Source organism: Brachybacterium sp. GPGPB12 (assembly GCF_038396325.1).
In the GTDB taxonomy this organism is placed as follows: Bacteria; Actinomycetota; Actinomycetes; order Actinomycetales; family Dermabacteraceae; genus Brachybacterium; species Brachybacterium conglomeratum.
The window spans coordinates 2182993-2208474 of record NZ_CP149573.1 but is presented as its reverse complement, the minus strand read 5'-3'; the positions used below and the strand labels follow the sequence as shown (position 1 = coordinate 2208474).

Annotated in this window: 20 protein-coding genes and 12 pseudogenes; 25 read left to right on the top strand and 7 right to left on the bottom strand. The window is 72.2% G+C overall.

Going from position 1 to position 25482, the window contains the following annotated elements; translation table 11 throughout:
- Positions 1 to 27: 27 nt before the first annotated feature.
- On the top strand, positions 28 to 1014 hold the full coding sequence (locus WKH84_RS12900) for a TerC family protein (protein WP_341853935.1): 987 nt from the start codon (positions 28 to 30) through the stop codon (positions 1012 to 1014).
- Positions 1015 to 1384: 370 nt separating this feature from the next.
- On the opposite strand, the pseudogene WKH84_RS12895 reads toward WKH84_RS12900, so the two are convergent.
- The 4 genes and pseudogenes from WKH84_RS12895 to WKH84_RS12880 form a co-directional block, all read right to left on the bottom strand.
- Positions 1385 to 2168: pseudogene (locus tag WKH84_RS12895) on the bottom strand (SDR family oxidoreductase).
- 147 nt (positions 2169 to 2315) lie between these two features.
- Entirely contained in the window at positions 2316 to 2498 is a 183-nt protein-coding gene (locus tag WKH84_RS12890; RefSeq protein ID WP_341853934.1) for an isochorismatase family protein, read from the bottom strand.
- A gap of 26 nt (positions 2499 to 2524) precedes the next feature.
- On the bottom strand, positions 2525 to 2887 hold the full coding sequence (locus WKH84_RS12885; protein ID WP_341853933.1) for a hypothetical protein: 363 nt from the start codon (positions 2885 to 2887) through the stop codon (positions 2525 to 2527).
- Positions 2884 to 4383 (bottom strand): cytosine permease, encoded by a 1500-nt coding sequence (locus tag WKH84_RS12880; protein WP_341853932.1) that lies wholly within the window; start codon positions 4381 to 4383, stop codon positions 2884 to 2886. The genes WKH84_RS12885 and WKH84_RS12880 overlap by 4 nt, the downstream gene beginning before the upstream one ends.
- A 32-nt stretch (positions 4384 to 4415) precedes the next feature.
- Here WKH84_RS12880 and WKH84_RS12875 point away from each other — a divergent pair.
- The 7 genes and pseudogenes from WKH84_RS12875 to WKH84_RS12845 form a co-directional block, all read left to right on the top strand.
- Positions 4416 to 5384, top strand: a pseudogene (locus tag WKH84_RS12875) (hypothetical protein); the annotation flags it as partial.
- Positions 5385 to 5454: 70 nt separating this feature from the next.
- Entirely contained in the window at positions 5455 to 5655 is a 201-nt protein-coding gene (locus WKH84_RS12870) for an FUSC family protein (protein WP_341856891.1), read from the top strand.
- A gap of 210 nt (positions 5656 to 5865) precedes the next feature.
- Entirely contained in the window at positions 5866 to 6240 is a 375-nt protein-coding gene (locus WKH84_RS12865) for a hypothetical protein (RefSeq protein ID WP_341853931.1), read from the top strand.
- Positions 6241 to 6288: 48 nt separating this feature from the next.
- Positions 6289 to 6810, top strand: a complete 522-nt coding sequence (locus WKH84_RS12860; RefSeq protein WP_341853930.1) for a hypothetical protein — start codon at positions 6289 to 6291, stop codon at positions 6808 to 6810.
- 60 nt (positions 6811 to 6870) lie between these two features.
- Positions 6871 to 7125, top strand: a pseudogene (locus tag WKH84_RS12855) (SAM-dependent methyltransferase); the annotation flags it as partial.
- 28 nt (positions 7126 to 7153) lie between these two features.
- Positions 7154 to 7234: pseudogene (locus WKH84_RS12850) on the top strand (hypothetical protein); the annotation flags it as partial.
- Positions 7235 to 7861: 627 nt separating this feature from the next.
- Positions 7862 to 8293 carry a hypothetical protein gene (locus WKH84_RS12845; protein ID WP_341856890.1) on the top strand — a complete coding sequence of 144 codons (432 nt, stop codon included), beginning with the start codon at positions 7862 to 7864 and terminating at the stop codon, positions 8291 to 8293.
- Between the two features lie 41 nt (positions 8294 to 8334).
- Here the strand turns inward: WKH84_RS12845 and WKH84_RS12840 are convergent, their stop codons facing one another.
- Together WKH84_RS12840 and WKH84_RS12835 are read right to left on the bottom strand one after the other, a co-directional pair.
- The gene (locus WKH84_RS12840) at positions 8335 to 8502 is read right to left on the bottom strand and encodes a hypothetical protein (protein WP_341853929.1); all 168 of its coding nucleotides are present in this window, start codon (positions 8500 to 8502) and stop codon (positions 8335 to 8337) included.
- Positions 8499 to 8978 carry a hypothetical protein gene (locus tag WKH84_RS12835; RefSeq protein WP_341853928.1) on the bottom strand — a complete coding sequence of 160 codons (480 nt, stop codon included), beginning with the start codon at positions 8976 to 8978 and terminating at the stop codon, positions 8499 to 8501. The genes WKH84_RS12840 and WKH84_RS12835 overlap by 4 nt, the downstream gene beginning before the upstream one ends.
- Before the next feature lie 25 nt (positions 8979 to 9003).
- On the opposite strand from WKH84_RS12835, the gene WKH84_RS12830 reads away from it, so the two are divergent.
- The 5 genes and pseudogenes from WKH84_RS12830 (at position 9004) to WKH84_RS12810 (ending at position 13994) form a co-directional block, all read left to right on the top strand.
- Positions 9004 to 9255 carry a hypothetical protein gene (locus tag WKH84_RS12830; protein ID WP_341853927.1) on the top strand — a complete coding sequence of 84 codons (252 nt, stop codon included), beginning with the start codon at positions 9004 to 9006 and terminating at the stop codon, positions 9253 to 9255.
- Between the two features lie 855 nt (positions 9256 to 10110).
- On the top strand, positions 10111 to 10947 hold the full coding sequence (locus tag WKH84_RS12825) for an ABC transporter substrate-binding protein (protein WP_341853926.1): 837 nt from the start codon (positions 10111 to 10113) through the stop codon (positions 10945 to 10947).
- A gap of 156 nt (positions 10948 to 11103) precedes the next feature.
- Positions 11104 to 12089 (top strand): annotated as a pseudogene (locus WKH84_RS12820) (iron chelate uptake ABC transporter family permease subunit); the annotation flags it as partial.
- 6 nt (positions 12090 to 12095) lie between these two features.
- A pseudogene (locus WKH84_RS12815) lies at positions 12096 to 13231 on the top strand (iron chelate uptake ABC transporter family permease subunit).
- A pseudogene (locus WKH84_RS12810) lies at positions 13228 to 13994 on the top strand (ATP-binding cassette domain-containing protein). Before WKH84_RS12815 ends, WKH84_RS12810 begins: the two co-directional pseudogenes overlap by 4 nt.
- Before the next feature lie 320 nt (positions 13995 to 14314).
- Here WKH84_RS12810 and WKH84_RS12805 read toward each other — a convergent pair.
- Positions 14315 to 15170, bottom strand: a pseudogene (locus WKH84_RS12805) (aldo/keto reductase).
- A 132-nt stretch (positions 15171 to 15302) separates the two neighbouring features.
- Here WKH84_RS12805 and WKH84_RS12800 point away from each other — a divergent pair.
- The 12 genes and pseudogenes from WKH84_RS12800 (at position 15303) to WKH84_RS12745 (ending at position 25381) form a co-directional block, all read left to right on the top strand.
- Positions 15303 to 15587 carry a hypothetical protein gene (locus WKH84_RS12800; protein WP_341853925.1) on the top strand — a complete coding sequence of 95 codons (285 nt, stop codon included), beginning with the start codon at positions 15303 to 15305 and terminating at the stop codon, positions 15585 to 15587.
- Complete coding sequence (locus WKH84_RS12795) at positions 15587 to 16894, top strand: LssY C-terminal domain-containing protein (RefSeq protein WP_341853924.1); 1308 nt, start codon at positions 15587 to 15589, stop codon at positions 16892 to 16894. Before WKH84_RS12800 ends, WKH84_RS12795 begins: the two co-directional genes overlap by 1 nt.
- Before the next feature lie 107 nt (positions 16895 to 17001).
- Positions 17002 to 18479, top strand: a pseudogene (locus WKH84_RS12790) (APC family permease).
- 61 nt (positions 18480 to 18540) lie between these two features.
- Entirely contained in the window at positions 18541 to 18954 is a 414-nt protein-coding gene (locus WKH84_RS12785; protein ID WP_341853923.1) for a universal stress protein, read from the top strand.
- A gap of 260 nt (positions 18955 to 19214) precedes the next feature.
- Positions 19215 to 21266 (top strand): PhoX family phosphatase, encoded by a 2052-nt coding sequence (locus WKH84_RS12780; protein WP_341853922.1) that lies wholly within the window; start codon positions 19215 to 19217, stop codon positions 21264 to 21266.
- Between the two features lie 535 nt (positions 21267 to 21801).
- Positions 21802 to 22257, top strand: a pseudogene (locus WKH84_RS12775) (proton-conducting transporter membrane subunit); the annotation flags it as partial.
- A gap of 71 nt (positions 22258 to 22328) precedes the next feature.
- Positions 22329 to 22847, top strand: a complete 519-nt coding sequence (locus WKH84_RS12770) for a proton-conducting transporter membrane subunit (RefSeq protein ID WP_341856889.1) — start codon at positions 22329 to 22331, stop codon at positions 22845 to 22847.
- Positions 22826 to 23542, top strand: coding sequence for a hypothetical protein (locus WKH84_RS12765; protein ID WP_341853921.1), 717 nt, complete (start codon positions 22826 to 22828; stop codon positions 23540 to 23542). The genes WKH84_RS12770 and WKH84_RS12765 overlap by 22 nt, the downstream gene beginning before the upstream one ends.
- Positions 23500 to 23751, top strand: a pseudogene (locus WKH84_RS12760) (hypothetical protein); the annotation flags it as partial. The gene WKH84_RS12765 and the pseudogene WKH84_RS12760, both read left to right, overlap by 43 nt.
- 55 nt (positions 23752 to 23806) lie before the next feature.
- Positions 23807 to 24787, top strand: a complete 981-nt coding sequence (gene mbhE, locus WKH84_RS12755; protein ID WP_341853920.1) for a hydrogen gas-evolving membrane-bound hydrogenase subunit E — start codon at positions 23807 to 23809, stop codon at positions 24785 to 24787.
- A pseudogene (locus WKH84_RS12750) lies at positions 24784 to 25115 on the top strand (cation:proton antiporter subunit C). Before mbhE ends, WKH84_RS12750 begins: the two are co-directional and overlap by 4 nt.
- Entirely contained in the window at positions 25115 to 25381 is a 267-nt protein-coding gene (locus tag WKH84_RS12745) for a hypothetical protein (RefSeq protein WP_341853919.1), read from the top strand. The pseudogene WKH84_RS12750 and the gene WKH84_RS12745 overlap by 1 nt, the downstream one beginning before the upstream one ends.
- Positions 25382 to 25482 lie beyond the last annotated feature (101 nt).

The window sequence follows — 25482 nt, the reverse complement described above, 5'->3', positions numbered from 1 at the left end:
CCTCCGGCGCCCCCTGAAAGAAGTCCCATGGGAGAACTGCACCTCGGCTTCGAGATCGCCGCGCTGGTCGTGCTCTGCGCGATCCTGCTCGCCGACCTCCTGCTCGTGATCAAGCGGCCCCACCTGCCCTCGATGAAGGAGTGCGCAGGCTGGATCGGCTTCTACGTCGGCCTCGCGCTCGTCTTCGCGGTGGTGCTCTTCTTCGTGGGCGGCTCGAAGCCGTCCTCGGAGTTCCTCACCGGCTGGTCGCTCGAGTACTCGCTGAGCATCGACAACCTCTTCGTCTTCATCCTGATCATGGCGAAGTTCGGGGTCCCGCGGAAGTACCAGCAGGAAGCGCTGATGGTGGGCATCATCATCGCGCTCATCGCGCGCGGCCTGTTCATCCTCGCGGGCTCCGTGATCATCGAGCACTTCGTCGGCGTCTTCTACCTCTTCGGCCTGTTCCTGCTGTACACGGCCTGGAAGCAGGCCTTCGGCGACGAGGACGACGACGCGGAGTCGCCGATCATGCGCCTGGTGCGCCGGGTCATCCCGGTCTCCGAGGAGTACGACGGCAACAAGGTCCGCACCGTCGTGGACGGCAAGAAGGTGTTCACCCCGATCTTGCTGGTGTTCATCACGCTCGGCATCACCGACGTCATGTTCGCGCTGGACTCGATCCCCGCGATCTTCGGCGTGACCCGCAACCCGTTCCTGGTGTTCACCGCGAACATCTTCGCGCTGATGGGCCTGCGCCAGCTGTACTTCCTGCTCGGCGGCATGCTGGATCGCCTGGCCTACCTGCACTACGGCATCGCCGCGATCCTCGGCTTCATCGGCGTGAAGCCGCTGATCCACGCGATCCACGAGGCGCCGCTGGGCTTCATCCCCGGCTTCTCCACCCTGCAGAAGATTCCCGAGGTGCCGATCTGGCTCTCGCTGAGCTTCATCGTGGTCGCGATGGGCGTGGCGATCATCGCCTCGCTCGTGGTCGCCCGGAAGAAGGAGGACGAGGAGATCACCTCGAAGTGATCCCGCCGGGGAGTCCGGCTCCCCATGCGCCGCCGCCCCAGCGGCCACGGCGTCCGCACCGCGCCCCCGAGGTCCCAGGCCTCGGGGGCGCCGCCGTCCTCGGCCAAGAGGCCTCGCCCCTCATCGAGCGGGGCCTTCCGCCCGTCGCGGCACGGGACGAGGATGGGGGCATGGATGACGACGGACCCGGGCCGCGGCGGATCGTGCCGGTGACTCTGGAGCCGGCGGGCGACGACGCCTGCTGGCTTGGGGAGCTCTGCCCGGAGTGCGGCGCGATGCCCGAGGGCACCGGGGCGCAGGACGCGACGGTGCCCTGCTGGCGCCGCGGGGCCGTGCGGGCGCAGAGCGAGCAGGGCGGGGCCGGCGGCGGTCAGACCTCGGGCGTCGCGAAACCCCCGTTGGACAGCAGCAGCTGACCGCGGATCCACCCGCCCTGCGGCGAGAGCAGGAAGCGCACCAGGTCCGCGACGGTGCCCGGCGCGCCGATCTCCCCTCCGGGCGTCTGCGCGGCGCAGGCGGCGCGCACCTCGTCGTCCATCCAGCCAGTGTCGATCGGACCGGGATTGATCACGTTGGTGCGGATCCCGCGGTCGGCGAGCTCGAGGGTGCCGGCCAGCACCAGACGGTCCAGCGCGCCCTTCGTCGCCCCGTAGGGCAAGTTGTGGGCGGTGTGGTCGCTGGTCACGGCGATCACCGCGCCGCCGGGGGAGTCGGGGCCGACGGGGACCTGCTCGGCGAAGGCGCGGAGCAGCAGCCAGCTGGCCCGCACGTTGACCGCGTAATGCCGGTCGAAGCTCTCCACCGTCGTGTCCAGGATCGAGGAGTCCACCGACTCGCAGTGGCACATCACCAGCGCGCCGAGCGGTCCGAGCGCCTCGCGGGCCTCGTGGACGAGTCGCTCCGGGACAGCGGGATCGGCGAGATCGCCGGGCAGCGAGCACGACCCGCCGATCCAGGCCGCGCGCCTCCTCGGCCAGCGGCTCGACGTCGGCGTCCTCGCCCAGCACGCGCCGGTCGTACTCGCCGTGGAAGGAGAGCGCGAGGTCGTAGCCGTCCTCGGCGAGGCCGCGCGCGATCGCGGCGCCGATCCCGCGACGTCGGCCGACGCCGGTAAGCAGGGCGGTGCCGGGAAGGGCAGGGGAGCGGTGGTGCATGAGCGCAGACTACGGAGGCGGGCCTCGCCATGGCCAGCGGTTTCCCTGTCCCGGTCTCGGCGCGTGCGCCTCGGGTGCCACGCCGCCGGGCGGGTCACGGCGTGAGGGCGGTGCCGCTGCGTGGAGACTCGGTCGCGGGGCCGTCGATCAGCGCGGCTCTTCGGCGCCCGCGAGGACCTCGGCGGTGCCGGCGAGCGTGACCTGCGGTCCGAACAGGCTCATCGTGTGCAGGGCCGCCGCCCCGTTCGCCTCGTCCGAGGCGGCGCAGGCGTCGGTCACCACCGTCAGGTGAGCGCCCGCGTCGGCGGCGGCGAGCACGGTCGCGATCACGCAGCAGTCGGTCGAGACCCCGGCGATCAGCGCGGCGCACCCGTCGCCGCCTCGCCGAGGCTCGCGCGCGCCTGCGGCCCCCACTTGCCGAAGGTCGGCTCGTCGATCGTGGGATGGGCGGTGAGCTCCGCCGCGCCGTCGACCAGGTCGTACAGCGGATCCGTGGCGGGCACGTCCGCGAAGGGCCAGGCACGGAAGTACTCGCCCCAGGAGGTGGTGCGGTCCGCCGTCGGGAGCCAGCGGCTGACCAGCGTGCGCTCGGGGCCGACGCGCGCGGCGAGCTCGCGGATCCGCTCCCAGGCCTCGCCCCAGAACGGGGAGGCCCAGTCCGATCCGGGATCGGCGAAGATCCGCTGCGGGTCGACGATCAGCAGGCGCGGAGCGTTCACGCCGTCCGCTCCTGCGCGCGGATTCGCGAGCGGCGCGCGAACCAGGTCACCGCGAAGCCGAACACGAGCGCGAAGAGGACGCCGATGTTCGCGTAGGCCCAGTTCCCGTCCCAGTAGGCGCCGGCCGGGTCCTCGACGAAGGTGCCCAGGCCCAGCGGCTCGAGCAGGTAGCCCTGCCAGTTGTTCCACGGCGCGGCCTCCGCGAAGGAGTTCACCACCAGGCCCCAGCCGATCACGGAGGCGACGACCATGGTGCCCACGGAGATCCAGTCGACCGAGCCGTAGCGGCCCTTCGGATCGAACAGGGCCTGCTCGTCGTAGTCGGCGCGGCGGGAGAGCACGTCGGCGATGAGGATCCCGGCCCAGGCCGCGATCGGGACGCCGAGGGTGATCAGGAAGCTCTGGAAGGGGCCGATGAAGTTCTGCGCGAAGAACGCCACCCAGATCGTGCTGGCCGTGAGGATCACCCCGTCGACCGCGGCGGCGGCCGGGCGGGGGATCCGGATGCCGAGGCTGATCAGGGTCAGACCCGAGGAGTAGATGCCGAGCACCGCGCCGGAGACCAGGGTCAGCACCGCCACGATCCAGAAGGGCACCAGCGCCCACAGCGGCAGGATCGTGATCAGCGCGCCGATCGGGTCGGACTCGATGGCCGTGTTCAGCGTGGGGTCGGAGCCGGCCAGGAGCAGGCCGAAGATCACCAGCACCACCGGGGCGGCCGCGCCGCCGATCGTGTTCCACAGGATGATGGACCCGTCGGACGCGGTGCGCTTCTGGTAGCGCGACCAGTCCGCGGAGATGTTGATCCAGCCCAGGCCGAAGCCGGTCATCACCATCACCAGCGCGCCGATCATCGCCTGCGGCGGGCCCGACGGGGCGCTCATCACCGCGGCGAGGTCGATGTGGGGGATCGTGAGGATCATGAAGAGGATCGTCATCGCGCCGGTCGCCCAGGTCAGGATCGACTGCGACTTCATGATCGTGTGATAGCCGAGCACGGAGGCGCCGACGATCAGGGCCGCGATCGCGAGCGCCGCGATGACGGTGACGGCGTCGCCCGCCCCGATCCCGAGGATCTCGAAGACGGTGGCGGTGGCGAGCACCGCGGAGATCGCCAGCGAGGTCTCCCAGCCGATCGAGGTCAGCCACGAGATGATGCCCGGCACCTTCTGGCCGTGCACGCCGAAGGCGGCGCGGGAGAGCACCATCGTCGGCGCGGAGCCGCGCTTGCCCGCGATCGCGACCAGCCCGCACAGCGCGAAGCTGAGGACGATGCCGAGGACCGCGACGATCGTCGCCTGCCAGAAGCTGATCCCGAAGCCGAGCAGGTAGGAGCCGTAGCTCATCCCGAACACGGACACGTTCGCGGCGAACCACGGCCAGAACAGGTCGCGCGGCCGGGCGGTGCGCTCCGACTCGGCGATGATCTCGATGCCGGTGGTCTCGACGAGCGGGGCGGTGCGGGCGCCCTCGGGCGCGGCGGGGGAGGTGGACATGGGCAGAGTCTCCCACGTCACAGCCCCGCAGGATGTCTCGCGCACCATGGCGGCCGACGACGGGCGGGGATAGCCTGGCCCGACCTCCCCTGCCCCGGCGCGCGCGATCCGCCGGCGCCCCGCCCCGGCCGGGTCCCCGTTCGACGACGACCCCGGTCGTGCCTCCTCCTCGTGCGCCCCGACCGCGGTCGCGCCCCCTCCTGGAAGGAGCCGCGTGCCCCGGACCCCGTCCCCCCTCGCGCAAGCCCGACGTCTGCTCGCCATCGCCCCCGCCCGCGTCGACCACATCCCCGCCTTCCGCATCGCGGTGGGCCTCGCGATCCCGATGGCGGTGCTTGCTGCTGACAGACCGCATCGAGTTCGCGATGTACGTGGGCTTCGGTGCGTTCACCGGCATCTACTCCCGCTACGAGCCGACCCGGGCGCGTTTCCGTCGCCAGTTGCTGGCCGGCGCCATGCTCACCGTCTGCGTGACGATCGGCGCGGCCGTCGCGCGGCTCGCGCCGAGGATGCCCGAGACGCTCTCCTCCTGGATCGTGATCCTCGTCGGCGCGCTGGTCGCCGGCGGCTCGGCGATCTTCGTGACCTCGCACGGGCTGAAGCCGGGTGGGGCGATCTTCCCCGTCTTCGCGACCGCGGCGGTCGCCTCCGCGCCGCCCGCCGCTCCGTTCTGGCTCGCGGGGCTGATCGCGGCATCCGTGGTCGCCCTGTGCGTCTTGCTGGGGCCGCTGGGCCACTGGGCGGGGGAGCGGCATCCGGACGTGGTGCTGGGCCGCGACCACGAGGACGTCACCCGCGCCGAGCTCGGCGCCGAATTCTCCCGCTACTTCGTCGCCGCCCTGGTCGCGGGCGGGATGGGTCTCGCCTCCGGGTCGCCCTTCCCGTACTGGGCCCAGGTGGCGGCCGTCGCACCGCTGGCCTCGCCGGGCCACGGGGCGCGGATCGAGAAGGGCGTCCACCGCCTCGTCGGCACGATCCTCGGTGTGGGCGCGACCGCGTTCCTGCTCTCCTTCCCGGCCGAGCCCTGGCGGCTGGTGGTGTGGGTGGTGCTTGCTGCAGTTCCTCGCCGAGATGTTCATCCTGCGCAACTACTCGATCGCGCTTCTGTTCATCACGCCGCTCGCGCTGCTGATGGTGCGGCTGGGCCACCCCCAGCCCGCCGGCCCGATGCTCGAGGCCCGCGTTCTGGAGACCGCGATCGGCGTGGTCGTCGGGCTCGCACTGGTCCTCGGCCGTTACGCACGGGAGCGGCGGAGCGCGACGGCGGGCTGACCGGGGGGCCGTGCAGGGGCCGACGGGCCGCCCGCACGGCCGACGCCGCTAGGGTGGCGCCATGGTGCGAGGACGACGCGAGAGCCTGGAGCAGGCCGCCGAGCCGCGGCGACAGCTGAAGGCCGAGCACGGCGACGACCTCGTCGACGCCCTCGCCGAGCAGTGGGCGCAGGCAGGGCCGACGCGCGCGCACAGACCTACCGTGCGGCGATGGCACGCAATGCCGGCATCGGCGGGGGCCTGCACGACATCGACCTGCCCGAGCGGATCCTCGACCCCGAGGAGACCGTGTACGACGTCGCCGTCGGAGGGCAGAGCGATGACACCTTCCCGCCGCTGATCGTCACCGACCGCCGGGTGCTCGTGACGAAGGACCTGCCCTGGAGGCGCTGGAAGATCCAGCGCGAGGTGCCCGCCGCCCAGATCGCCGGGGCCGAGCTCGAGACCCGTCTGCTGTCGGGCCGGATCCGGGTGCGGCTCCATCAGGGCCGGGACATCTCCTTCCGGGTCAACGAGCGGACCCGCTCCGCCGAGGTCGCCGCCCTGCTGCGGCACCTCGCCGCCGTGGGAGCGCCGCCTCTCTGAGGCGACTCGCGCCTCGTGCGCGCGCTCGAGGTCAGTAGTCTCGAGGGCATGGGGAAGGGAATCGATCGACTGCGGGACGCCGCCGCTCTGCAGGAGCAGATCCGTGCCCGGCACGGCGAGGACGCCGACGCCGAGATGGCGGAGACGGTCGCCGGCCCGCCCGGCGCGAGCCGGGCGGAGGCCACCTACCGCCGCGCGATGCGCCGCAACCAGGGCCTGCGCTTCCGGGCGTCGGACCTGACCCTGCCCGAGCAGGTCCTCTGCCCCGAGGAGACGGTGTACGAGGTCGCGGTGGGCGCCCAGCGCTCGGACACCTTCCCGCCGCTGATCGTCACCGACCAGCGGGTCCTTCACGTCATGGACCGCCTGCGCGGCTGGACCGTGCTCGAGGAGGCGCCAGCCGCATCGATCACGGGGGCCGAGCGCGAGGAGCGGTCGCTCTCCGGCCGGCTCCGCGTCCATGTGCGAGACGGCAGGGACCTGACGATGAAGGTCACCGAGCAGCGGCCGCGGCCAGGAGGTCGTCGAGTCGCTGCGGCACCTCGCCGCCGGCGGCGCCCGCCCCTCTGAGCCCGTTCCGCCAGGCGACCGGGCGAGGACCGGCCGCCGCGGTGGACGTACCGTCGGCCCATGAGCGATCCGACCCCGTACACCCACGGCTACGGCGACGCGGTGCTCGGCGACCACCGCGCCCGCACCGCCGCGAACTCCGCCGCGCATCTCCTGCCGCACCTGCGCCCCGGGCGCCGCCTGCTGGACGTGGGCGGCGGCGCCGGCACGATCACCGCGGACCTCGCCCGGATCGTCGGCCCGGAGAACGTCACGGCGCTCGAGGTGGCGGAGGAGTCCGCGGCGCTCACCCGTGCCGAGCTCGCCCGTCAGGGGCTCGAGCAGGTTCGGGTGCTGGTCGGCGATGCGCACGCCCTGCCGCTCGAGGACGGCGCGCGTGGACGTGGTCCACGCCCACCAGGTGCTCCAGCACGTCCACGACCCGGTGCAGGTCCTCGCCGAGATGCGGCGCGTCGCGCGCCCCGACGGGCTGATCGCGGTGCGGGACAGCGACTACGAGGGCTTCCGCTGGTGGCCGGAGACGCCCGCCTTCGACCGCTGGCTCGCGCTCTACCTCCGCGCCGCCCGCGCCAACGGCGGCACCCCCGACGCCGGCCGACGCCTGCTGGCCTGGGCGCACGAGGCAGGGCTGGAGGGCGTCGTCCCCGGCGACTCCACCTGGTCGCACGCCACGCCCGAGAGCCGTGCGGCCTGGGCGGACACCTGGTCGGGCCGGATCACCTGCGCGCCCTTCGCCGACCAGCTCGCGCGCGAAGGCTGGGCCGACGCCGCCGAGCGGGAGGAGATCGCCGCGGCCTTCCGCGCCTGGTCGGAGGATCCCGACGGGTGGTTCAGCCTCGCTGCACGGCGAGATCCTCGCCCGGGTCTGAGAACGGTCTGCCGGTCGGTCGGCCGCGGCACGCCGAGCGGTGGACGCATCTCGGCTGTCCGAGTCCGCGCGGGCCCCGTCGACCATCGCGTGGGACGCGTCCTCGCCGTACCCTCTCGACAGGCACCCCTCGGGGCGCGTACTGTGTGGTTGAAAGTACAACGATCTGAACCGGGGGTCACCATGAGTCTCAGCACCGCCATCCTCCGCGCCGTCCCCGGCGCGTTCATCCTCAACTCCGGCATCGGCAAGCTCGGCATGGACGCGGGCACCGCGGAGCACCTGCGCGGCATGGCCGCCCAGGGTGTGCCGGTGCTCGGCAAACTCACCCCCGAGCAGTTCGCGAAGTTCCTCAGCTACGGTGAGATCGCCGTGGGCACCTCGCTGCTGCTGCCCTTCGTCCCCTCGAAGGTCGCGGGCCTCGCGCTCGCCGGCTTCTCCGGCTCGCTGGTCTCGATGTACCTGCGCACCCCCGGCATGACCGAGGAGGACGGCGTGCGCCCCACCCAGGAGGGCACCGCTGTCGCGAAGGACACCTGGCCGCTCGCGATCGCCGCGGCGCTGATCGTCGCCGGCGGCGAGTCCGTGAAGAAGTCCAAGGCCGACAAGGCCTGAGCCCCGGCCGCGCCGGCCGAGAAGCCCCGGGGCGGACCCGCTCAGAGGACCGTGAGCCCCTCGACCATCGCCTCGAGGTCCGCGACCTGCTGATCGTGCCCGAGCGCCGCGCCGCCGTCGAAGGCCGCGGGACCGTCCGGGGTGTCCACCACGATCACCACGCGGCGCCAGGAGTCGGTGGAGTGGAGCAGGGCCAGATCGGAGATCACCACGTCGGCCGAGACGACCCAGGCGTCGTGCCCGTCGACCGTGGTCGCCTCGGAGCGGAAGTCGCGCGGATGGCCGGGTCGCCGTAGAGCTCCTCGCCCTGCTCGGGCTCGAGCGCGCACAGGAAGATCGCGCGCGCGGCCTCCTCGGCGCCGGGATAGCCGCCCTCCTCCTCGGGGAACTCGACCTTCCCGACGCCGGCGAGCGTGTACCAGCCCGCCTCCACGGGCTGGTCGGCGTGGTGCTGGTCGGTGACGTAGGCGCTCTGGTCGCCCCAGCCGGTGCCGACCTCCCAGCCCTCGGGCTGAGAGAACGCGAGGCCGCCGCCGCGCACCTCGCCCTCGACCTGCTCGGTCACGGCCCCGTCCCCGTGCATGGTGCAGGCGGTGCCCGACGCCTCCGCCTCGGTCTCGGGCTCCTCGTCGGTCGGCGCCGTGGCGCCGCCCGCGCCCCCCGACGTCGGAGGCGCCCCCGCCATCGGACGGATCCGGCGAGTCCGAGGGGTGGGTCCCGCCCGAGGGCTCCGCCGCGCTCGTGGTCGGCCCGTCGCCCGGCTCGTCCCCGCCGCCGCTCAGCACGGTCTGCGAGAGCACCAGCGCGATCACGGCGATGATGACCACCAGACATCCGCCGCCGCCGAGCAGCAGCGCGAGCAGCGGGCCGCGGCCGCCACCCGATCCGCCGGGCGACCCGGGGCCGACGGGAACGCCCGGGCCGACGGCACCGGACCCGCCCTGCTCGGCGGGGCTGTCTGAGGGGCCGCCGGAGAAGTTCGGCAGGGAGGCGCCGCGGACGCCCCCGGTGCCTGGGCCGCCGGCGCCCTGTGCGCTGACGTCGTGCCCTCCGACGTCGTACGCGTCTGCGCCCTGCCCGCCGCCGGGCGCGGAGAAGTCCGGCGCCTGCGGTCCCTGACCGCCCCTGTGTTCGTTCATCGTTCGTCCCCTCGTCCCCGGCCGCCGTCCCCCGACGACCGGGCCCACCCTAGCGGGCCGCCGCTCCGTCCCCGCGCCCCCTGCCGGCCCCGTGCTCACTGCCATCCCCTGCTCCCCGCCGGGCCGTTGCATCCGCAGGCGCTCAGCCCGCGACCGACCGCGCATACCGGCCCCGACGCACGCGCGCGCCCAGGGGACGCAGCCGCGCCCGCGATGTCCGCGACCCGCCGCCCGAGGTCGCCGGCCCGCACCTGTCGTCCACCCGCCTGCCGACGACGCCGGTCCGCCCCTGTCATCCATCCGCCGGCCTTCGCCGGCTTCCATCGGCACCGCGCCGAAGGTCCCCGCAGGTCAGCGAATGTAGCCGCGATCACACGTCCACAAGGTGAATAAAGCAAGCGACGAGTGGCATTAACCGGGCAGGTGAGGCTAGCCTCAGTTCTGTCGCAGGTCGGAACATCGCCGCGCACCCCTGGACCCCGTCGAGAGAAAGACTTCCCATGACCTCCTTCACCCGCCGCGCGCCTCGGCGCCTTCTCCGCCGCCGGCCTCCTCGGCCTGGCCCTCACCGCCTGCGGCGGCTCCGGAGAGGATGACGCGACGGGCGCCGGCGCCTCCGACGCGGGCGGCGCCGAGGCGGACACCGTCGAGGTCGAGGACAACAACGGCACCCAGACCGTGCAGGTCCCGCCGGCCTCCGTGGTCGCGACGGACAACCGCACCTTCGAGACCCTCGAGGACTGGGGCGTCACCCTCACCGCCGCGGCCCGCGCGCTCATGCCCACCACCATCGGGTACAAGGACGACGAGTCGATCGTCGACCTCGGCAACCACCGCGAGCCCGACCTCGAGGCTGTCGTCGTCGCCGAGCCGACCCTGATCATCAACGGCCAGCGCTTCGCCCAGTACCACGACGACTTCGTGAAGTACGCGCCCGAGGCCACGATCCTCGAGCTCGACCCGCGCGAGGACCAGCCCTTCGCCGACGAGCTCAAGCGTCAGGTCTCCGTGCTCGGCGAGATCTTCGGCAAGCAGACCGAGGCCGAGACCCTCGGCGACGACCTCGACGCCGCGATGGAGCGCGTGAAGAGCGCCTACGACGGCTCCTCCACCGTCATGGCCGTGAACACCTCCGGCGGCGAGATCGGCTACATCGCTCCAGGTCAGGGGCGAACGCTGGGCTGGGCCTTCGAGGCGCTCGGCCTGGTGCCCGCGCTCGAGGTCGAGGGTGCCAGCGACGACCACGAGGGCGACGACATCTCCGTCGAGGCGATCGCCGACTCCAACCCCGACTGGATCCTGGTGATGGACCGCGACGCGGCCGTCTCCGCCGACGACCCCGAGTACACGCCCGCCAACGAGCCGCTGGACTCCTCCGAGGCGCTCGCCGGCGTGACCGCCGTGGCCGAGGGCAATGTCGTCTACATGCCCGCGGACACCTACACCAACGAGTCGATCCAGACCTACACGGAGTTCTTCACCACCTTCGCCGATGCGCTCGAGGGCAAGGCCTGAGCCACGTCCGTCACCGCTGACCGCCGCACGGCGGGCAGGGCCTGCGCGCCCCGCCCGCCGTGCGTCGTGTCGTCGGAGCACCCGTCGGCCCCGTGCGCCGCACCGGCTCCGGCGGCCGCGCGCCGACGCGACCACCGCCCCTCCCAGGAGTCCTGAATGACCACCCCCCAGCTCACCTCCGAGGCGCCCCCGCCCCGCACCCGCGGGCGCGAGCGCCTCGTCGACGGCAAGCTCCTGATCGGCATCGGCGCGGTCGCGCTGCTGCTGGTCGTCTCCCTGTTCACCGGCGTCTACGACGTGCTCGGCGCCGAGAACGGCGGCGAGATGTTCGCCATCACCCGCATCCCCCGCACCATCGCGCTGGTCCTCGCCGGCGCCGCGATGTCGATGTCGGGCCTGATCATGCGGCTGATGACGCAGAACCGCTTCGTCGAGCCGTCCACCACCGGCACCACGGAGTGGGCGGGGCTCGGCCTGATCCTGGTGATGGTGCTGGTCCCATCGGCGGGGCCGCTGACGAAGATGGGCGTGGCGATCGTCTTCTCCTTCGTCGGCACGATGGTGTTCTTCCTGTTCCTGCGCCGGGTCACGCGCGCGCTCCCCGATCGTGCCGATCATCGGGATCATGCTCGGGGCCGTCGTCGGCTCCGTCTCCACCTTCGTCGCCCTCCAGTTCGACGCGCTGCAGAACCTCGGGGTCTGGTTCGCCGGCTCCTTCACCTCCGTCGCCGCGCGGCGCCTACGAGGTGCTGTGGATCGTGCTCGCCGTGGGCGTGGCCGTGTTCGTCGTCGCCGACCGCCTGACCGTCGCGGGCCTCGGCGAGGACATCGCCACCAACGTCGGGGTGAACTACCGCCGAGTTGTGCTGATGGGGACGGGCCTGGTCGCGATCGCGACCGGCGTGGTCACCGTGGTGGTCGGGAACCTGCCCTTCCTGGGCCTGATCGTCCCGAACGTGGTCTCGATGATCCGCGGCGACGACCTGCGCTCGAACCTGCCCTGGGTGTGCCTGCTCGGCATCGCGATCGTCACGATCTGCGACCTGATCGGCCGCACCATCATCATGCCCTTCGAGGTGCCGGTCTCCCTGATCCTGGGGATCGTGGGAGCGGCCGTGTTCATCGCCCTCCTGCTGAGGCGCGCCGACATGGCTGAGCGCACGACGACCCACGACGGGCGCCGCCTCGAGGCGGTCGCCGACGAGGCCGCCCCGGTCGAGCTCTCCACCGCCCCGGCCGACGCCGCAGGCGAGCTCGGCGTGCTCTCCGCCCCGCGGCGCGTGCGCGCCCGCTCCGGCGCTTTCCCCGACGCCGCCTCCCAGCGCCGCTACTGGATCGTGCTGGCCGTCCTCGTGGTCCTGGCCGCGGGTGCCGCCCTCGGGCCGCTCGCGATCGGGAACCCCATGCCGGTGGGCTCGCGCGGCTTCTGGCTGATCGCCGAGATGCGCGTGACCTCCCTGGTGGTGATGGCGGTCGTGGCGATCTGCCAGGCGGTCGCCACGATCACCTTCCAGACCGTCACCAACAACCGCATCATCACCCCCTCGATCATGGGCTTCGAGTCGCTGTACACCGTCATCCAGACGGCCGCGGTGTACACGCTCGGCGTGGCCGGGGTCGTCGCCCTGCAGGGGCCGGGCCAGTTCCTCGCGCAGGTCGCGGCGATGGTGGGGCTCTCGGTGCCGCTGTACGGCTGGCTGCTGCGCGGCCGCTACGCGAACATCCAGGTCATGCTCCTGGTGGGCATCATCATGGGCGGCGGGCTCGGCGCGGTCTCGACCTTCATGCGGCGCCTCCTCTCGCCCAGCGAGTTCGACGTGCTCAGCGCCCGACTGTTCGGCTCGGTGACCAATGCGAGCGCCGAGTACCTGCCCTTCGCGATCCCGCTGGTGATCGTGGCGACGACGCTGATCTGGCTCAACGCCCGCACGCTGAACGTCATCGCGATGGGCCGGGACGTGTGCATCAACGTGGGCGTGGACCACGGCCGCCAGACCATCTACTCCCTCGTCCTGGTCTCGGTGCTGATGGCGGTCTCCACCGCGCTCGTCGGCCCCATGACCTTCTTCGGCTTCCTCGTCGCGACGCTGACCTACCAGCTCGCCGGGACCCACGACCACCGCCGCCTGCGCCCCTCGGGGCGCTCACCGGCTTCGTGGTCCTCGCCGGCGCCTACTTCGTCATGAACCACGTGTTCTACGCGCAGGGCGTCGTCTCCATCATCATCGAGCTCGTCGGCGGGACCGTGTTCCTCGTCGTCATCATGCGGAAGGGGCGCCTGTGATCACCATCGACAAGGTGCGGAAGGAGTACCGGTCCGCGACCGGGACGGTGCAGATCGGGCCGGTCACCACCGACATCCCCTCCGGCGGGGTGACGGCGCTGGTGGGCCCGAACGGCGCCGGCAAGTCGACGCCGCTGACCATGGTGGGTCGACTGCTCGGCATCGACGAGGGCCAGATCGAGGTGGCGGGCTACGACATCGCCTCCACCGCCTCGAAGGACCTCGCCAAGATCCTCTCGGTGCTTGCGCCAGGAGAACCACTTCATCACCCGGCTCACGGTGCGCCAGCTGGTCGGCTTCGGCCGGTTCCCCTACTCCAAGGGGCGCCTGACCCGGCTCGACGAGCAGAAGATCTCCGAGGCGATCGACTTCCTGAACCTCGACGACCTCGAGGACCGCTATCTCGACCAGCTCTCCGGCGGGCGGCGCCAGCGCGCGTACGTGGCGATGGTCCTGGCCCAGGACACCGAGTACGTCTTGCTGGACGAGCCGCTGAACAACCTCGACATGCGCCACAGCGTCCAGATGATGGGGCGCCTGCGCGATGCGGCCCGCGAGCTGGGCCGCACGGTCGTGGTGGTCGTCGCACGACATCAACTTCGCCGCCCACTACGCCGACCACATCATCGCGATGAAGGAGGGCGAGGTCGTCGAGGCCGGGCCCGTCGCGCGGATCATGGACGGCGAGGTGCTCTCGCGCGTGTTCGACACCCCGGTGCAGGTCATCGACGGGCCGACGGGCCCGCTCGCGGTCTACTACTGAGCCCGGGCCCGTCGGCCCCGGTCGAGCCCCGCGCCCCCGGGGCCCCGGCCCGGCTGCGACGACATCGAGTGGCGGATCTCGACCGGTATGGCACGGGCCGTTTCAGTTGGTGAGTGCGGGGAGGGGGCCGCACCGTCTGCGCGCGGGATCCGGTGCCGAGTACTGCATGTGGACCGTCACCGGGGCGCGCGGCGGTCCAGTCGCTTTACTCGGCCGGCGGCGGGGCACCTGGACAACAGGGGCCCTGGGCGGCGGTCACCCAGGCGACAGGCACCGCGGGCGCGGGGCGCCCGGGCGGCGGCTCGCCTGCCCTCAGCGGGTCACTTGGTGGCGGGGTCCGTCCCGCCGCGGCCGTCCTCGCGGTCCAGCGCGTCGATCGCGGCGACCTCGTCGGCCGTGAGCTGAAGCTCCACCGCGGCGAGGTTCTCCACGATCCGCGAGGGCGTGACGGACTTCGGGATCGTCACGATGCCGTGCGCGAGATGCCAGGCGAGCACCACCTGGGCGGGGAGGCCCCGTGCGCCTCAGCGATCGCGGTGACCGCCGGGTTCTCGAGCAGGTCCGACTTGCCCTGGCCCAGCGGCCCCCACGACTCCGTGAGGATCCCCTTCTCCTCGTGGATCCCGCGCGGCTCACGCCGCTGGAAGTAGGGGTGCGGCTCGATCTGGTGGATCGCCGGGGCCGCGCGCCGGTCGCCTCGATGATCTCCGCGAGCCGCTCCTTCGGGAAGTTCGAGACGCCGATCGCGCGGACCAGGCCGCGCTCCTGCAGGGCGATCAGCGCCTTCCACGCCTCGACGTACTGCCCCTGCGAGGGCACCGCCCAGTGGATGAGGTAGAGGTCCACGTAGTCCAGGCCTAGCCGTTCGAGGGAGGCCTCGCAGGCGGCGATCGCGTCGTCGAAGGCGTGGGCGTCGTCCCACAGCTTCGTGGTCACGAACAGCTCCTCGCGCGGAATCCCGGACTCGGCGATCGCCCGGCCCACGCCCTCCTCGTTGCCGTAGATCTTCGCAGTGTCGATGTGGCGGTAGCCGGCGGCGAGGGCCTGGGCGGTGACGTCGGCCGCGATGTCCGGGTCGACCTTGAACACGCCGTAGCCGAGCTGGGGGATCGGGGCGGCGCCGCGGATCTCGAGCGTCGGGACGGCGGGGTGCTCTGCGTTCTGCGTGGTGGACATGGAGTTCCTCTCCTCGGGACGGACTCGCTCCAGCCTACGGCGGGCGGCCGACGGAGGCGGACCGGCCCGCGGCCCTCCCAGCCCGTCCCTCTACGATGGCGGCATGACGTCGCCGAGCACGGGACGCCGGAGGTGACCCCGGCGCGGTCCGCCCGACTGGTGCCGCTGGGCCGTCCGGTGCCCTCGGAGCCGCCGGGCTACGACCACTCCCGCGGGCACACCCCGCGCGGCCGACGGTTCGAGCTCTACGCACTGCTGGACAACCTCTTCATCGCCGCGGGCGTGGTCGTCGCGATCTGGCTCGCGCCGCTGTACCTGGTCGAGGGCTTCTCGCTGACGCCGGTGCGGCTCCTGTACCTGCTGGGCTTCTGGATCCTGCTGACCTACATCCTGCAGCGCCGCGACTGCACCAGCTGATGACCTGGATCTACCTGCCGGACTACTTCTTCGGCCGCACCCGCACCACCGAGGGCGTGCTCTCGGACCCGATCAACATCGCCCTGGACGGCCCCGAGTGGGACCTCCACGTGGCGATGCGGCGGGCCGGCTGGGTGCTCGCGGAGGAGCGGACCCTCTCCTCGGCCTGGTCGATGGTGCGCTCGACGCCGCTGCGACGCTCCTACCCGTCGGCCCCCGTCTCGGACCTGTACCTGATGGGGCGCCGCCACGACTTCACCTATCAGCAGGAGGTGGGCGGCACCACCACCAAGCGCCATCACGTGCGCTTCTGGCGGATGCCGCCCGACTTCGTCGCGCCGGGCGGGTACCGCTCGGACTGGCTCGCGGCGGGCACCTACGACCGCGCCGTCGGCTTCTCCTTCTTCACCCTGCAGATCACCCACCGCATCGACGAGAACATCGACGTGGAGCGGGACTACCTCGTGGACACGGTCCGCTTCGCGGATCCGGAGGTGGAGGTCGAGGTCATCGAGGAGTTCTCCACCTCGTACCACGACCGCAACGGGCAGGGCGACCGGTTCCGCACCGACGGCGACCTGCCGGTGATCGACGTGACCGGCGCGGCCTCCCGCTCCGACGGGGCGAGCGCGATCATCTTTGCCGCGACACCGCCCCACCGGCGACTCGGTGATGAAGTCCCGCGCCCGCGCGGCGACGCAGACTGCGCTGAGCGCGACCCGCTTCGGCGGGCGCCGCACCGAGGTGGCCGACGAGCTGACCGCGCAGTGGCACGGCACGGTCGGGGACTTCCACGAGGTGCTCGCCCGCGCCGCGGACCACCACCTCCCGCCGCCCTCGGTGATCTTCACCGGCTTCCTCGCGCCGCTGCAGGCGGCGATCGTGGCGATCCAGTGGTTCACGCTCGGCTCCGGTGTCGACCTCACCGAGCGCTTCCCCGACGCGTCGCTGATCCTGCCCGAGCAGGGCACGATCTGGGGCGCCACCGCGTTCGCGGCCGCGCCGCTGCTCGCTCCAGATCGGGGTCGCGCCGCGCGCCGCTGGGCCCGCATCGCGCTGATGGCGCTCTTCACGGCCGACGCCTTCGCCCGCCTGGCCGTGGCGACCTCGATGACCGGGGACGTCTCCCACTCGCTGCTGGTGGGCGCCGGTGCCTCCGCGCTCGGCGTGATGGCGATCAGCTCCGATGCCTCCCGCCAGTGGGTCCAGACCCTGCGCCTGGACCCCCGCGAGCGACGGGCCGACGAGGACTCGGAGGAGGAGCGCGAGGCCGCGCCCGCGCTGTGAGGGCGGTCACCGGAGAGTAGAGTGCGTGCACCGCCGTCCGGTGATCCCCGCACCGGCGTGCACCGACCTCGTGCCCGCCCTGCGCCGTCGGCGGTCCCTATCCCTGTCTTCCCCGGGAGGAATCCCCATGAGCGAGTCCCACGAGACCGCCCCGGCGAACGCCGGCGACCCCGGCTCCGTCGGCACCGATCACGGCTCCGATCAGCCCGAGCTCAAGAAGGCGATCACGCCCAAGCTCCTGCTGCTGTTCATCGTCGGCGACATCCTCGGCACCGGCGTCTACTCGCTGACCGGCAAGGTCGCCGGCGAGGTCGGCGGCGCCGGCTGGTCGCCGATCATCATCGCCTTCGCCGTCGCGATGGTGTCGGCCCTGTCCTACGTCGAGATGGTCACGAAGTACCCGCAGGCCGCGGGTGCCGCGCTCTACGTCCACAAGGCCTTCGGCATCCACTTCCTGACCTTCATGGTCACCTTCGCGGTGCTCTCCTCCGGCATCACCTCGGCCTCCACCAGCGCGATCTTCCTCTCTGAGAACGTCCTGAAGGCCTTCTCGCTGGAGGAGCCGCTGGGCGATTCCGCCGGAGCCGTCGCCACCACCATCGCGCCGCTGTTCCTGGCCCTGGTGGCCCTGATCAACCTGCGCGGAGTCTCCGAGTCGGTCAAGGCCAACGTGGTCCTGACCTGCATCGAGATGACCGGGCTGGCGCTCGTGATCCTCGTGGGGTTCTTCGCCGTCGGCGGCGGCGATGCGGACCTCTCGCGCGTGGTCCTCTTCGAGACCCAGGGCGACAAGAGCATCTTCATGGCCGTGATCGGCGCGACCGCGCTCGCGTTCTTCTCGATGGTCGGCTTCGAGGACTCGGTGAACATGGCCGAGGAGACCGTCGACCCGGTCAAGAACTTCCCGCGCGCGCTCATCGCGGGTCTGTCGGTCACCGGCGTGGTCTACGTGCTGATCTCGATCCTCGCCGTCGCGGTGGTCCCGATCGGCCAGCTCACCGAGTCGACCACCCCGCTGCTCGAGGTGGTCAAGGAGGGCGCCCCGGCGATCCCGATCGACACGATCTTCGCGTTCATCTCCATCTTCGCGGTCGCGAACACGGTGCTGATCAACATGATGATGGCCTCCCGTCTGCTCTACGGCATGGCGAAGCAGGGAGTCTTTGCCTGGCTTCCTGCGCGGCGTCTTGCCGCAGAAGCGGCGCACCCCGTGGGCCGGCATCGTCTTCTCCACCGTGCTGGCCTTCGCGCTGGTGCTCTCGGTGCGCTACGTGCTCGCCGACGAGACCATCTCGGCGCTCGGCGGCACCACCGCCCTGCTCGCTGCTGACGGTCTTCGGCCTGGTGAACATCTCGGTGCTGGTCTTGCGCAAGGACAAGGTGGACGTGCGCCACTTCCGCACCCCGACGGTGTCGCCGATCATCGGTGCGATCACGTCCTTCGCCCTGGTCTCGCCGATCGCGCGCCCGCGGGAGAACTACGTGATCGGCGGCGGCCTGCTCGTGGTCGGGCTCGTGCTGTACGTGATCACCTGGTTCTACAACAGCGCTGTGCGGGCACGCCGCACCCGCTTCCGCCACCCCGACGACCTCGGCAAGGACTGACCCCGCCGTCGGCCTGCCGTCCCGCCCCGTTCCCTGAGACCCGCACCCCGAGGGAGAACCCATGTCGAAGATCCTGCTGGCCTACGTCCCCAGCGCCACCAGCGAGGCCGCGTTCGCGTTCGCGGTCGAGGAGGCCGAGCTTCGCGGCGCCTCGCTGCTCGTGCTCGCCTCGGAGCGCGCTCCCGACCCGCGCAAGGCGCGCGGCGTCACGGACCATCGCCCCCTCCAGGAGCGCCTGGAGGAGACCGGCCTCGCCTTCGAGCCGCGCACGGTCCCCAAGCGCGACGATCCGGCCGACGACATCCTCGACGCCGTCGAGCACGACGACGTCGACCTCGTGATCCTCGGCATCCGCAAGCGCACCCCGATCGGGAAGATCCTGCTGGGCTCGACCTCGCAGAGGGTCGCGATCGAGGCGCCCGTGCCGGTGGTGATGGTCAAGCCCGAGGGCTTCGTCGCGCCGACGAGGTTCTGAGGAGACCCCGAGCGAGCCCGTCGGCCCTGCTCCTCGCCGGGAGACGGCGGCGGTGCCCTGCGCGGCACCGCCGTCGGGCGTCCGGGCGGCCGCGCGCCGCGTCCTTCCGATTCCTCCGGGCTTGGGGGCCTCCCTTCGCCCGGTGTTCATCTGCCCGTTCCCCGCATGCCGGGAGCGACTCACCTTCGTGACGCACCGTCATCTGGTCCTGCGCATCGTGATGCGCGGGGAGACGAGTACACCAGCGAAGGATGTCAGCCATGGCTCTGATCGACCTGCCCCTGCTCATGAAGGACGCGGTGCGCGGCAAGCGCTCCGCCGTGACCTGCCAGCTCAAGTGCGCCAGCCAGTGCGCCTTCGGAGACTGCAACCACTCGGACAACCCCACCTTCCGCGACATCGCCTCCAGCGCGCTGTCCCGTCGCGCCGTGATCGGCGGCTCCACCGCTGCGCTCGCGATCGGCCTCGCCGGCACCCAGGGCGCCCTCGCCGATCCCGGCGCCGGGAAGGGCAAGGGGCAGGGCAACGGCAACGGACGCGGTGGTCACCGCCCTCCGAACGGCACCAAGCTCACCTTCACGCCGATCGAGCCGGTCGACGCGGCCGTCGACGAGTTCACCGTGCCCCGGGGCTTCGCCTGGTACCCGATCATCCGCTGGGGCGACCCGCTGTTCGACGACGCGCCCGAGTTCGACTGGAACGCCCAGAGCGCCGAGGCGCAGAAGCGCCAGTTCGGCTACAACAACGACTACACCGAGATCCAGGAGATCCCGGGCGCCGCCGGCAAGCGCGCGGTGATGTTCGTGAACCACGAGTACACCAACGAGAACATCATCGCGCCGGCCGACACCGACGCCGAGGAGGCGATCGAGATCGGCCGCGCCGCCCACGGCCTCACCGTCGTGGAGCTCGAGCGCAAGAACAAGAACTTCCCCTACCGGTACGTGCAGGGCGCGAAGCTGAACCGACGCATCCTGCTGGACGACGAGTTCGCGCTGACCGGCCCCGCCGCCGGCTCCGACCTGGTCAGGACCGTCGAGGACCCCGAGGGACGCACGGTCCTGGGCACCCTCGGCAACTGCGCCGGCGGCCTCACCCCGTGGGGCACCCTCGTCTCCGGGGAGGAGAACTTCCACGGCTACTTCCGCTCCGCCGGCACCTCCGAGGCGGAGAAGCGATACGGCCTGCGCGATGCCGCCACCGCCCGCGGCTGGGAGAACGCCCACGACCGCTACGACGCCCGCAACGAGGGCTACGAGAACGAGGTCAACCGCTTCGGCTACATCGTCGAGGTCGACCCCTTCGACCCCACCTCCACCCCGCGCAAGCACACCTCGCTGGGCCGCTTCAAGCACGAGGGCGCGAACATCATCATCGCCGAGGACGGCCGCGCGGTCGCCTACTCCGGCGACGACGAGAAGTTCGACTACCTGTACAAGTTCGTCTCCCGCGACCGCTACGTCGAGGGCGACCGCGAGCACAACCTGACCCTGCTGGAGAACGGCGACCTCTACGTCGCGAGGTTCACCGGCAACTCGCCCGAGGCCGAGATCGACGGCTCCGGCGAGGTCCCCGCCGACGGCGCCTTCGACGGCTCCGGCGAGTGGTCGCCGCTCGTGGTCGACGGCGAGTCCCAGGTCCCCGGCTTCACCGTCGAGGAGGTCCTCGTGCACACCCGCCTCGCGGCGGACGCCGTCGGCCCCACCAAGATGGACCGCTGCGAGGACGTCGAACCCTCGCTGCACAGCCGCCGTGTGTACGTGGCCTGCACCAACAACTCCGATCGCGGCACCGCCGGCAAGGCCGCCCCCGACGAGGCCAACCCCCGCTCCCAGAACCGCGACGGCCACGTCGTGGAGATCGACGAAAAGGGTGACCAGACCTCCACCGCCTTCGCGTGGAATCTGCCGCTGGTGGCCGGCGACCCCGCGCAGGGCGATCAGACCTACTTCTCCGGCTTCCCGGCCGAGAAGGTCTCCCCGATCTCCTGCCCGGACAACCTCGCCTTCGACTCGGTGGGCAACCTGTGGATCTCCACCGACGGCGCCCCCTCCGGCATCGGCTACAACGACGGCCTGTTCCGCGTCACCCTGGAGGGCGAGGCCCGCGGCCGCGTCGAGCAGTTCCTCGCCGTCCCGATCGACGCCGAGACCTGCGGCCCGATCATCCGCGACGAGGACCGCTCGGCGTTCGTCTCCGTGCGGCACCCGGGCGAGGACGGCGAGTTCGGCGCCCAGCGTTCGTACTTCCCGGACTACGACGGCCAGGGCCCGAAGCCCACGGTCGTGCAGGTCTTGCCCCAGCGCGGCTGACCCCGTGCTGATCTGGCCCTGATCTCGCACTGATCTGCCGCTGATCCGGTGCTCCGCCGGTGCGGTGTCGGCGTCGCTGCGACGTCGGCCCCGCACCACGCCTGAACGGCCCCGCGCGCCCCGCGAGAACCCTCGCGTCGTGCGGGGCCCTCGTGGTGCCCGCGTGCGCTCGGGAACGGCGGCCGGCGGGGCCGCACCGGATCCGACGGCCCGTGCCCGGCCCGACAGCCCCGCGCGCGGCCCGTCGGCCGCCCTGCCCCGCGGCCTCGCTGTGAGCCTGCTCACCGGATTCCGTCCTCGCCCGCGGCGCGCGGCCGGGGCGGAGACGAGTTTCTCTCGCACGCGCGCGCGAGAGCCCGCCCGGCCGGAGAGGTGGCGGCGCGTTGGAGCCCTCAGTTCGCTTCGCTAGACTCCCCGCCATGACCCGCCGTGACGCCGCCGCCCACGCACGTCCGGGGTGCTGACGGTGTCAGTGCTGTGGACCCTCTTGCTCCTCGCCGCGACCGTCGCCGTCACCCCGGTGCTGGACCGGCTGATGGGCCGCGCGGCCTGCTGGGTTCTCGCCGCCCTCTACCTGGCCGCCGCCGCGGCGCTGCTGCCCGCCGCCGCCGCCGTGATGGCGGGCGGGGCCGGTGACCCGGCCACCACCTTCGCCGTCCCGTGGGCGCCGCAGTGGGGCGTGGAGCTCGCGCCGCGGGCCGACGGGATCGGCATCGTCTTCTCGATGATCGCGCTGGTGATCGGCGCGGTGGTGCTCGCCTACTCGGCGCGATACCTCCCAGTGGGCCGCAATCTCAGCTTCTCCCTGGTGATGGCGCTGTTCACCCTGTCGATGGTGACCCTGGTGCTCGCCGACGACCTGGTGCTGCTGTTCATCGCCTGGGAGCTCACCTCGATCGCGTCGTTCCTGCTGATCGCCCGCTCCGGCGCGGCTGGGCAGGCCGCCTCGATGCGCACCCTGCTGATCACCTTCCTGGGTGGCCTGGCCCTGCTCAGCGCCGTCACGCTGATGGTCTCGCGCCTGGGCACCACCTCCCTCAGCGAGGTCCTGGCCGATGAGATCTGGCGCAGGACCCGGCGTTCACCACGCTGGTCGCCCTCCTCGTCGCGCTCGCGGCGTGCACGAAGTCCGCCCAGTTCCCGTTCCACGTGTGGTCGCCGGATGCGATGGCCGCGATCACGCCGGTCTCCGCCTACCTGCACGCCGCCGCCGTGGTGAAGGCCGGCATCTTCCTGCTGCTGCGCTTCAGCCCCGCCTTCCACGACGTCCCCGCCTGGAACGTCTTGCTGATCGTGGCGGGGATCGTCACCGCCTTCGTGGGCGGCGTCCTGGCCCTGCAACAGGGCGATCTGAAGAAGCTGATGGCCTATTCGACGGTGAGCCAGCTGGGGCTCATCGTCGCCCTCATCGGCGTGGGCACCGAGTACGCGATCCTCGCCGCCGTGCTCCACACCATCGCGCACGCCCTGTTCAAGTCCGGGCTGTTCATGATGGTGGGCGTGGTGGACCACGCCGTGCACACCCGCGAGCGCGTCGCATGCCGGCGCTGTGGCGCACGATGCCCGGCTCCTTCGCGGTGACCGTGCTGGGTCGCATGTCGATGGCGGGCCTGCCGCCGATGCTCGGCTTCGTCTCCAAGGAGTCGCTGCTCACCGGCGCGCTCGAGACCGGCGGCCCTGCCTGGGCTCCCTGGGCGGTGGCGCTCGGCATCGCCGGCGCCAGCGTGCTGACCTTCGCCTACTGCGCGAAGATCGTGCTGGGCGCCTTCGTGGACGGCCGCGACGAGGAGCTCCTGGCCCGCGTGGACGGGGAGCGGGTGCCCTCGGCCCCCGACGCGCACGACGCCACCGGCGCGCTGGTGCGCGCCGAGGACGCCCACGCCCCCGGCCTGCTGTTCCTGGGCCCGGCCGCGCGCGCCGATCCTGGTGGGCCTGCCGCTCGCGCTGGTGGTGGGGGTGCTGGACACCCCCGTCGGCCGCGCGATGGACGCCGCCCTCGGCGGCGAGTTCCACCCCCACCTGGCCTTCTGGCACGGGATCACCCCGGAGCTGGGCCTCACCGCCGCCATCATCGCGCTGGGCACCCTGATCGCGCTGGCGCGGGAGCGGGTCTTCGCCCGCCCTGGAGGCGCGGCCCTTCCCCGTGGACGGCGCCCGCGTGCTCACGGCGGTGGACCGCCTTGCCGAGCGCGTCGCCGCGTGGCTGGTGCGCCCCATCGCCTCCGACGACCCGATGCGCCACCTGGGCGCGATCCTGCTGGCCTTCGCCGCGGTGATGCTGGGCTCCCTCGCTGTGCTGTGGGGGGACCTCGCCCCGCTGCAGCAGGGCATGAACCGCGGCATCGACGTGATCCTGCTGGTGCTGGTCACCGTCGCCGTAATCGTGGTGTGCACGCGGCGGGATCGGCTGGGTGCGGCGGTGGCGCTCTCCGCCGTCGGCATCCTCGCCACCGCGCAGATCCTGGCGTTGGGCGCCCCGGACGTCGCCCTCACCCAGCCGCTGGTGGAGTCGCTGACGATCATCGTGATCATGCTGGTGCTTGCAGCGGCCGCCGCGGCGCTTCGAGGCCCCGGAGCGGGACAGCGCCCCGCGCCGCTCCCGCCGGGCGGGCGCGGCGCTGGTCGCGATCGCGGTGGGCCTCGGCGCCGGCGCCGGCGTGTTCCTGTTCATGGGCCGGCGCGGCCGCAGCGAGGTCGCCGAGTACTACATCGACCACGCCGAGGAGATCACCGGCGGCCACAACATCGTCAATGTGATCCTGGTGGAGTTCCGTGCGCTGGACACGCTCGGCGAGCTCTCCGTGCTGGGCATGGCGGGCGTGGCGATCGTGGCCGTGCTCTCCAGCGTGCGTCACATGTTCATCGACCCCGCCCGCCCCGACGAGCAGGTCGAGGCCCCGCACCTGCGCGAGGAGGGCACCTCCGCGCACCGGGCCATCTCCTCCGCCTGGGGCAACGCCGCCGCGCTGCGGCTGATGGTGCGCGTGGTGGGCCCGGTCCTCGCGCCGCTGTCGCTGATGCTGTTCCTGCGCGGCCACAACGCCCCCGGCGGCGGCTTCATCGCCGCCCTGGTGGGCTCCGCGATCGTGGCGCCGCTGTACCTGTCCACCTCCCGGGACCGACAGATCGGCCCGCCGCGCCTGCCGCTGCTGCTGATCGGCGGCGGCGTGCTGGTCGCGCTCGGCTCCGGCGTGCTGGGCTTCCTCCACGACGGCTTCCTCGAGCCGCTGCACGGCTACCTGCTGGGCCAGCACGTCTCCACCTCGATGATCTTCGACCTGGGCGTGTACCTGGCGGTGCTGGGCCTGGTGATGGTGGCCGTGAACCTGCTGGGGGCCGGCGCCACCACGGGTGAGAAGTCCGGCGAGGGCACCCGTGAGCGCACCGACGAGGCGGTGGAGGGCGAGCCGCCCGGCCCGCTGGACACCACCCGCGGCGAGCCCGCGCGGCGCCGCCCGGTCGGCGTCGGCACCGCGCACCTGACCGCCGGAACGAAGCCGAGGGAGGCCGGACGCCGATGATCCTCGCCCTGACCGTGGCCGTGCTCGTGACCGGCGGTGTGTACCTGCTTTGCTGCGGCGCGGCATGGTGCGCGCCGTGTTCGGGATGACCCTGATCAGCCACGCCGCGAACTTCGCCCTGCTGGCCACCGGCGTGCCCGGCTGGCGGGCCGAGCCGCTCACCGACCTCTCCTCCCGCGCCGAGATGGCCGATCCGTCGCCCCAGGCGTTCGTGCTCACCGCGATCGTGATCACGATGGCGGTCACGATCTTCATGCTCACCCTCGCGGTGATCGGCCGGGACGACGACATGACCGCCCATCCCGACACCGGGGAGACCCACGACTGATGATCCCCGCCGTGAACCCCGCCCTCTTCGCCGCTGTTCGTGGTGGTGCCCCTGCTGGGCGCCGCCGCGCTGGTGGTGGTGCGTCGCCGCCCCGTGGAGGTCGCGGTGATGCTGGGCGCCCCGCTGCTGGTGGCGCTCGGCGCGCTGTGGTCGCTGGCCTTCCACCGCACCGTGCCGGTGCTCTCCCACGCCGTCGGCGGCTTCTCCGACGTGCTGGCGATCCCCTTCGTCTCCGACACCCTCAGCGCCGTGATGCTTGCTGGTGACGGCGCTGTCCACGCTCGCCGCCAGCGTGTTCCTCGTGCTCACGGGGGAAGCGCGGTACCGCTTCGTGCCGCCGCTGGTGCTGCTGCTGAGCGCCGGCGTG